This window comes from Cnuella takakiae, assembly GCF_001953305.1.
GTDB lineage: Bacteria > Bacteroidota > Bacteroidia > Chitinophagales > Chitinophagaceae > Flavisolibacter > Flavisolibacter takakiae.
In genome coordinates this window covers 4620328-4627016 of sequence record NZ_MTFE01000010.1, presented here as the reverse complement: position 1 = coordinate 4627016, position 6689 = coordinate 4620328, and the positions used below count along the sequence as shown (strand labels likewise).

At 52.7% G+C, this 6689-nt stretch carries 6 protein-coding genes; 5 read left to right on the top strand and 1 reads right to left on the bottom strand.

All coding sequences use genetic code 11. From position 1 onward, the window contains the following. The first annotated feature begins 161 nt into the window (after positions 1–161). Positions 162–1376, top strand: coding sequence for a BON domain-containing protein (locus BUE76_RS19805; protein ID WP_073044599.1), 1215 nt, complete (start codon positions 162–164; stop codon positions 1374–1376). Between the two features lie 63 nt (positions 1377–1439). Here the strand turns inward: BUE76_RS19805 and BUE76_RS24270 are convergent, their stop codons facing one another. Continuing rightward, positions 1440–1712: a hypothetical protein gene (locus BUE76_RS24270; protein ID WP_143157343.1), complete on the bottom strand. Its 273-nt coding sequence runs from the start codon at positions 1710–1712 to the stop codon at positions 1440–1442. A 138-nt stretch (positions 1713–1850) separates the two neighbouring features. Between BUE76_RS24270 and BUE76_RS19800 the strand changes: the two genes are divergently transcribed. The 4 genes from BUE76_RS19800 to BUE76_RS19785 all read left to right on the top strand — a co-directional run bounded on the left by BUE76_RS19800 (position 1851) and on the right by BUE76_RS19785 (position 6646). Further along, positions 1851–2786, top strand: coding sequence for an RraA family protein (locus BUE76_RS19800; RefSeq protein WP_073044601.1), 936 nt, complete (start codon positions 1851–1853; stop codon positions 2784–2786). Between the two features lie 93 nt (positions 2787–2879). Further along, positions 2880–3803: an RraA family protein gene (locus BUE76_RS19795; protein WP_073044603.1), complete on the top strand. Its 924-nt coding sequence runs from the start codon at positions 2880–2882 to the stop codon at positions 3801–3803. A 63-nt stretch (positions 3804–3866) separates the two neighbouring features. Then, positions 3867–4964: a Gfo/Idh/MocA family protein gene (locus BUE76_RS19790; protein WP_073044605.1), complete on the top strand. Its 1098-nt coding sequence runs from the start codon at positions 3867–3869 to the stop codon at positions 4962–4964. A gap of 194 nt (positions 4965–5158) precedes the next feature. Next, a complete protein-coding gene (locus BUE76_RS19785) occupies positions 5159–6646 on the top strand; it encodes a mandelate racemase/muconate lactonizing enzyme family protein (RefSeq protein WP_083596571.1) in 1488 nt (495 codons plus the stop codon). Positions 6647–6689: the final 43 nt, after the last annotated feature.

Sequence of the window (6689 nt, the reverse complement as noted above, 5' to 3'; positions counted from 1 at the left end):
CGGTAGCAATACCGGGCGGCTTTTTTTATGGCGATTACACCATTCCGCCTTCAGGTAAATCGCTCTTTCCTGCCTTTCCTGCCATTTCCTGCTTTCCCCTCTTCCGGGCACAATTTTTTCATCAATGCTAGTCCGATTATTCACCCTTAAATACAATTGTTATGGACAACAACAGGCAAAACCGCGACCAGTACGGTCAGCAATCTGGCTGGGGTCAGCAGGGCCGTCAGCAGGAACAATGGCGTGAAGGTGGCGACATGGACACCAACTACAACATGCAGCAGGGCAATACCCCGCATCCTGGGTATGGTGAGGTGTATCATGGCAACCTGAAGCAGCGGGAAGAAGAAACCAACAGGGCCCGCGGACACAACTATGGGCGCCAGGGAGGCTACCAGGGCGGTATGTTCCAGGGCAACCAGCGTTCGGGCAACGATTACAATCCCGGTGGCTACGGTCAGGTAGGCAACACCGGTGGTGGCTTTGGTGCCTGGGACAGCCAGGGCTCTTCCGGCAGCGACATGGGTCGTTCGTATGAAGATTATGGCAACCGCCAGGGTTATGGCCAGCAGGGCAACTATGGCTATTCCAGCGGTATGAACCAGGGTAATTATGGCCGTTCGGGTTACCAGGGATCGGGACAGCACATGGGTGGCAGCGACCGCTACAACCAAAGCAACCGCCAGGATAATGATGACAACAACTGGTGGGGCCGCGCCAAAAATGAAGTGCGCAGCTGGTTCAATGACGATGACAACGATCGCAACGAATACGGCAACCGCCGCAGTGTAGGTGGCAACCGCAGCAGCGATTACCGCAGCCAGGGCGAACATTTTGGCAAAGGACCCCGTGGGTACCAGCGCTCCGAAGACCGCATTCGTGAAGATGTATGCGAACGGCTGGCTTATGACGGCCATGTAGATGCATCGGACATTGACGTAAAAGTGGAAGGCAACGAAGTAGTGCTTACCGGCACTGTTCGCAACCGCTCCGAAAAGCGCCGTGCCGAAGACCTGGTGGAAAGCATCATGGGGGTGCACAACGTAGAAAACCGCATCCGTGTGGTTCAGGAGCAAGGCAGCGGCAGTTGGTCCAATGCAGGTGCCCGCAGCAGCGACGACAGCGGCCGCAGTTATGGCGACAGTAATCGCTCCTACACCGATACCAGCCGCACCACTGCCGGCGACACATCGCGCAGCACCGATAGCGACCGGTACAGCAGCACCAGTGGCAGCACTAAGGGCAGCACTTCCGGCGCTGGACTCGAAAACCGGTCTTATACCGGCAATACCGGCGACCAGTCGGGAATTGGTACCGAGTCGGGTACAACGAACGAGATCATCCGAAACAGCGGTAACAAGGATAGTAACCTGTAATTTTCGGATGCTTGCCCAGAGAAAAGCGCCTTGGACGGGGCGCTTTTTTATTTCCCGGAATGGCTATTCCTGCAAAGGAAGTATTGGTAATGCTTTGGAAATCTGTTGCATATGTCTTGCTCGTTTGCAAATGTTTTTGTTACATTTAATACGATTGCCATTGCCCATGAGCCATTTTGCTAAACGGAACCTTTTACTTCGTTTTGTCCCTGCTGCAAATCCGCCTGAAATCGGGTTTTCGCCAGCCATTTGCTCCCATGCTTTCAGTGGGCTTTTTTCATTTACAACAATAAGGCCTGCACATACTACAAAGCGGACAAAGCACAGTGTGGCCATACTTTGCCTGCTTCAAGGTTTTTTGCGCCGGGTTGTTCCGGTTCGGCAGCAATGGCTTTTGTACGGTTGTTCAAAACCGCTCGCATATACGCTTATAAGTTTTTTCTTGTTTTATAAAACCCAAATCACCGCACCTTCATGCTGCTCCGAAAACTAATTGCTGCCATTGCCCTCAGCTCCAGCCTGCTGCCCGTTGCGGCACAAAGGGTGGGCGCTTCCCCCGAATATGTAAAAATGCTCACCTCGCGCTGGAACGGCGAGCGCCTGCCCGATGGCAGGCCAAATGTGCCCGACATTATTCTTGAACGACTGCAAAACTGTACCCTCGAACAGGTATGGGGTTATATGGATCGCCGTGGTTACCGCAACCAGGTAGAGGGAAACTGGGTCATCCTCAAACCCGGCGAAAAGATGACCGGAAGGGTAGTGACCGCCCAGTTTATGCCTACCCGTCCCGACCTGGACAGCCTGGTGCGGGTAATGGGTAAAGAAGAAGGCCGCTCGCAAAAAGGCGGCATCAATATCTGGCCCATCGACATCCTGCAAAAAGGGGATGTGTACGTGGCCGATGGATTTGGCAAGGTAAAAGACGGTACCCTGATCGGCTCCAGCCTGGGCAATGCCGTGTATGGCAAAACAGGCAGGGGCGTAGTGTTCTACGGGTCGGTGCGGGACATGCAGGAACTCAGGGAAACACCCGGATTTAACGCATGGGTAAAAGGCCATCATCCCTCCTATATCAAGGACATGACACCAACAGCCATCAATACGCCGATCCGTATTGGTGAAGTAACCGTGTTTCCCGGCGATGTGGTTTTTGCCAATGAATTTGGTGTTGCCTTTATTCCTGCCCACCTGGTGGAGGGACTGGTGAAAGATTCGGAGCTGGTGGGCCTGCGCGATGAGTTTGAACGTTACCTGTTGCAACAAAGCAAGTACCCATCCGGTGAAATCCATGGCGACTGGAATGATAAGATCAAGAACGAGTTCCGTACCTGGGTGGCCAAATACCCCAGGAAACTTGCAGTAAGCAAACAGGAGATTGAAGAATACCTGGGCAAGGAAGGGCATTAGTACTTGCCACAGGTGTCATCAAAAAATAAAGAACACACAAGCTTCAAACAGCTTTCAGAAATTCAAATCAAGTTGGTCAAGTATTTTCCAAACATGTCTTTTTTCAAATACCTGCTCTTTTCCTGTATTGTAGTTACCAGCTTTCAATTGAAAGCGCAGACCATCAGTAAAGAGGAACTCATCTTCCTGACCGCAGAGTGGAAGGGCGAACGTTTTAGCGACGGGCGGCCCAAACTGCCGGAAGCTTTATTGCAACGGGCCAGGAAGATCTATATCGATGATGCCTGGACGGTACTCAAAAATGAAGGCTACACCAACCAGTTTGAAGGTGGCTGGCGCATGGTAAACGATACTACGCCGGTAGTGGGCCGGGCACTTACGGCCATGTTCCTGCCCAGCCGCCCCGATGTAGAAAAAGAGATCAAGCAACGCGGGCAGCAGCAGGGGCGCAAAGGCAATACCAATTCCTGGCCCATCGAGGTATTGCAGCAGGGTGATGTGTATGTAGCCGATGCTTTTGGCAAAATTGGCGGCGGCACCCTCATGGGGTCCACGCTGGCCAATGCCATTTATGCAAAAACAGGCAATGGTGTGGTGTTTAATGGCGCATCCCGCGACCTGCAGGAGCTGAAAAATATCAGGGGCTTCAATGCTTTTGTACGCGATTTTCATCCCAGCTTTTTGGAGGAAGTGGTGCTGATGGGTTTGAACACTCCCATACGAATCGGGCAGGCCATAGTGTTGCCAGGCGACCTGGTGATTGCCCAGCGCGAAGGTGTTTTGTTTGTGCCGGCGCATATGGCCGAACAGGTGGTGAGCACCGCCGAGTTCGTGATCCGCAAAGACCAGTTTGGATTTGAAATGGTGCGTACCGGCAAATACACCACCGGGCAAATCGACAGCCAATGGACCGATGAAATAAAACTGGCTTTTTTGCAATGGCTGAAAGGCCATCCGGAACTGGGTGCCATGACCCGCGAGGAGCTGGATAAGATGATGAGCAAAAGAACCTGGTAAAATAATTTTCGCCTCTTTAACTGGTAGCGGCAAAGACCTTTTAGCAACACAATACCTGCAACGATGAACTATACCCGCAGAACCCTGCTTCGAAACCTGACCCTTGCAGGTGGTGCACTGGCGTTTTCACCCAATGTATTGCTGGCTGCCACCCGCCCGCAAAAGAAAAAGCTGGGTGTGGCCCTCGTGGGACTTGGCTATTACAGTACCGATTTGCTGGCGCCTGCCCTGCAGCAAACACAACATTGCTACCTCGCAGGCATTGTTACCGGCACGCCGGAAAAGGCCGAGCGCTGGAAAACCCAATACAAGATTCCAGACAAGAATATTTACAGCTATGCCAATTTCGACAGCATTGCCAACAACCCCGATATAGATGTTGTGTACGTGGTGCTGCCGCCTTCCATGCACCGCGAGTACGTAGTGCGGGCCGCCAACGCCGGCAAGCAGGTGTGGTGCGAAAAGCCCATGGCGCCTTCCGTGCAGGATTGCCAGGCCATGATTGATGCCTGCAACCGCAATAAAGTAAAGCTGGCAATCGGTTACCGCCTCCAGCATGAGCCCAACACGCAGGAGTACCGGCGCATTGTAGGCAAGCAACTGTTGGGCAAGGTAAAGCAGGTATACAGCGCTGCCGGCTACCGCGAAAACCGCACCGACCACTGGAAGCAGCAACGCGAAATGGGCGGCGGTGTGCTGGGCGATATGGGGGTATATGCCATCCAGGGCGCCCGCCTGGGTGCAGGTATGGAGCCCATTGCTATCGTATCTGCCAAAACATCCACTACCCGCCCGGAAATATACCGCAACGGCCTGGATGAAACCGTGGTGGCAAGGCTGGCATTTCCGGGAGGCGTATTTGCCGACATTAAAACCAGCTATGGAGAAAACCTCAACGACCTCGATATCACCTGTGAAAAAGGCAGCATTAAGATGTCGCCTTTCCAGGGTTATGCAGGCAATAAAGGAAGTAGCCCGCTGGGCGTGATCAATTTCCCGTATGATGTTCCCTGGCAGCAGGCGAAGCAAATGGATGATGATGCGCTGAGCATCATGCAGGGCAAACCCATGCTGGCACCCGGTGAAGAAGGCCTGCGCGATATCCGCATTGTTGAGGCCATTTACAAAGCAGCTGCCACAGGCAAAGAAGTAAGGCTTTAAATACCACTGGTTAGCAACAGCTGTGGCAAACAGTTTAGCATAAAAGTTCTGATGAAGCTGCTGCATCACTGTTTGCTTCCCAAAACTATTTGGCTGAAGCTGCTTTCATAAAAACGGGGCTTTGCCGAAAGCGGGTACCCGGAACAGGCATATCGCATTTTCAATTGTCAATAAACCAACCCATCCCTTAGATCATGAATCCATCACAACGAATGCTTGCCCGGCTTGGATTAAAGGATCCGGAGCCAACCCAGAATGAAACCGTTGAACAGCGGGAAAACCCCCGCCGCAACTTCCTGAAAAAAACCGCGCTGGGTGGCATCACCCTGGGTGGTTCGCTCCTGTTTGCACCTGTTGAAGAAGTGATTGCACAAAGCACACAAAAGGTGCGTCGCTACTCGGCTCCTTCCGAGTTGAAGATTACCGATATCCGGTACTGCGTCACCACCGTACTGGGCCGCACGGCCATCATCCGCATCGATACCAACCAGGGTATTTATGGTTTGGGTGAAGTGCGCGACGGTGCCGACGAGCGTTATGCCCTGATGCTGAAAAGCAGGCTGCTGGGCGAAAACCCCTGTAACGTGGAAATGATCTTTAAAAAGATCAAACAGTTTGGCGGACAGTCGCGCCAGGCTGGTGGTGTATGTGCCATAGAAATGGCCCTTTGGGATATTGTAGGTAAGGCCTACAATGTACCCGCATGGCAGTTGCTGGGTGGCCGCTATCGCAACAATGTGCGCCTTTATGCCGATACACCTGAGGCCAGTTCGCCCGAAGAGCAAAAGAAACTGATCAACTACCGCATCAACGACCAGGGGTATACCTGGCTGAAGATGGACGTGTCGGTTGGGGAATTGAAGGGCAAGCCTGATACTTTGGTAAACGCCAAATTCTGGCAAAATGCCAAGGGCGACCTGGCGCAATGGGGTGATGGCAACAACTACATGGCTTACAGCAATACCCTGCATCCTTTTACCCAGATCCAGATCACGGATAAAGGCCTGGAACACCTCCAGGAAATTGTAGCCAATGTGCGAAGCATGATTGGATATGAGATCCCATTGTCAACCGACCACTATGGTCACTTCGATTACAACAACGGCATCCGCCTGGGCAAGGCACTGGAAAAATACCGGCTTGCCTGGCTGGAAGATATCGTGTCGTGGGAGTATACCGACCAGTGGAAAACCATGACCGCAGCACTGGAAACCCCAACGCTTACCGGCGAGGATATTTACCTGTTAAAGAATTTCAAGCCGCTCATTGATGCACGTGCCGTGGATATTGTACATCCCGACCTGGCCTCTTCCGGTGGCCTGCTCGAAACCAAGCGCATTGGCGACTATGCCGAAGAATATGGTATTGCCATGGCCATGCACCAGGCAGGCACGCCGGTATCGTTTATGGCTAACGTGCACTGTGCCGCTGCCACGCAAAACTTCCTGGCACTGGAGCACCACTCTGTGGACCTGCCCTGGTGGGAGGATATGGTAAAAACTACCGATGGCCGCAAACTGATCACCAAGGGTTTTGCCAACCTGCCGCTGACGGCACCGGGCCTTGGTATTGAATTGAATGACGATGTGGTAAAGGCACACCTGCATCCTTCTGACAAGTCGTACTTCGCGCCTACAACCGAGTGGGATACCAAGCGTTCGCACGACCGTATTTTCAGTTAAGGCATTTTTTAGGCTACAAGCTTTACATGCACTATGGCAAAGG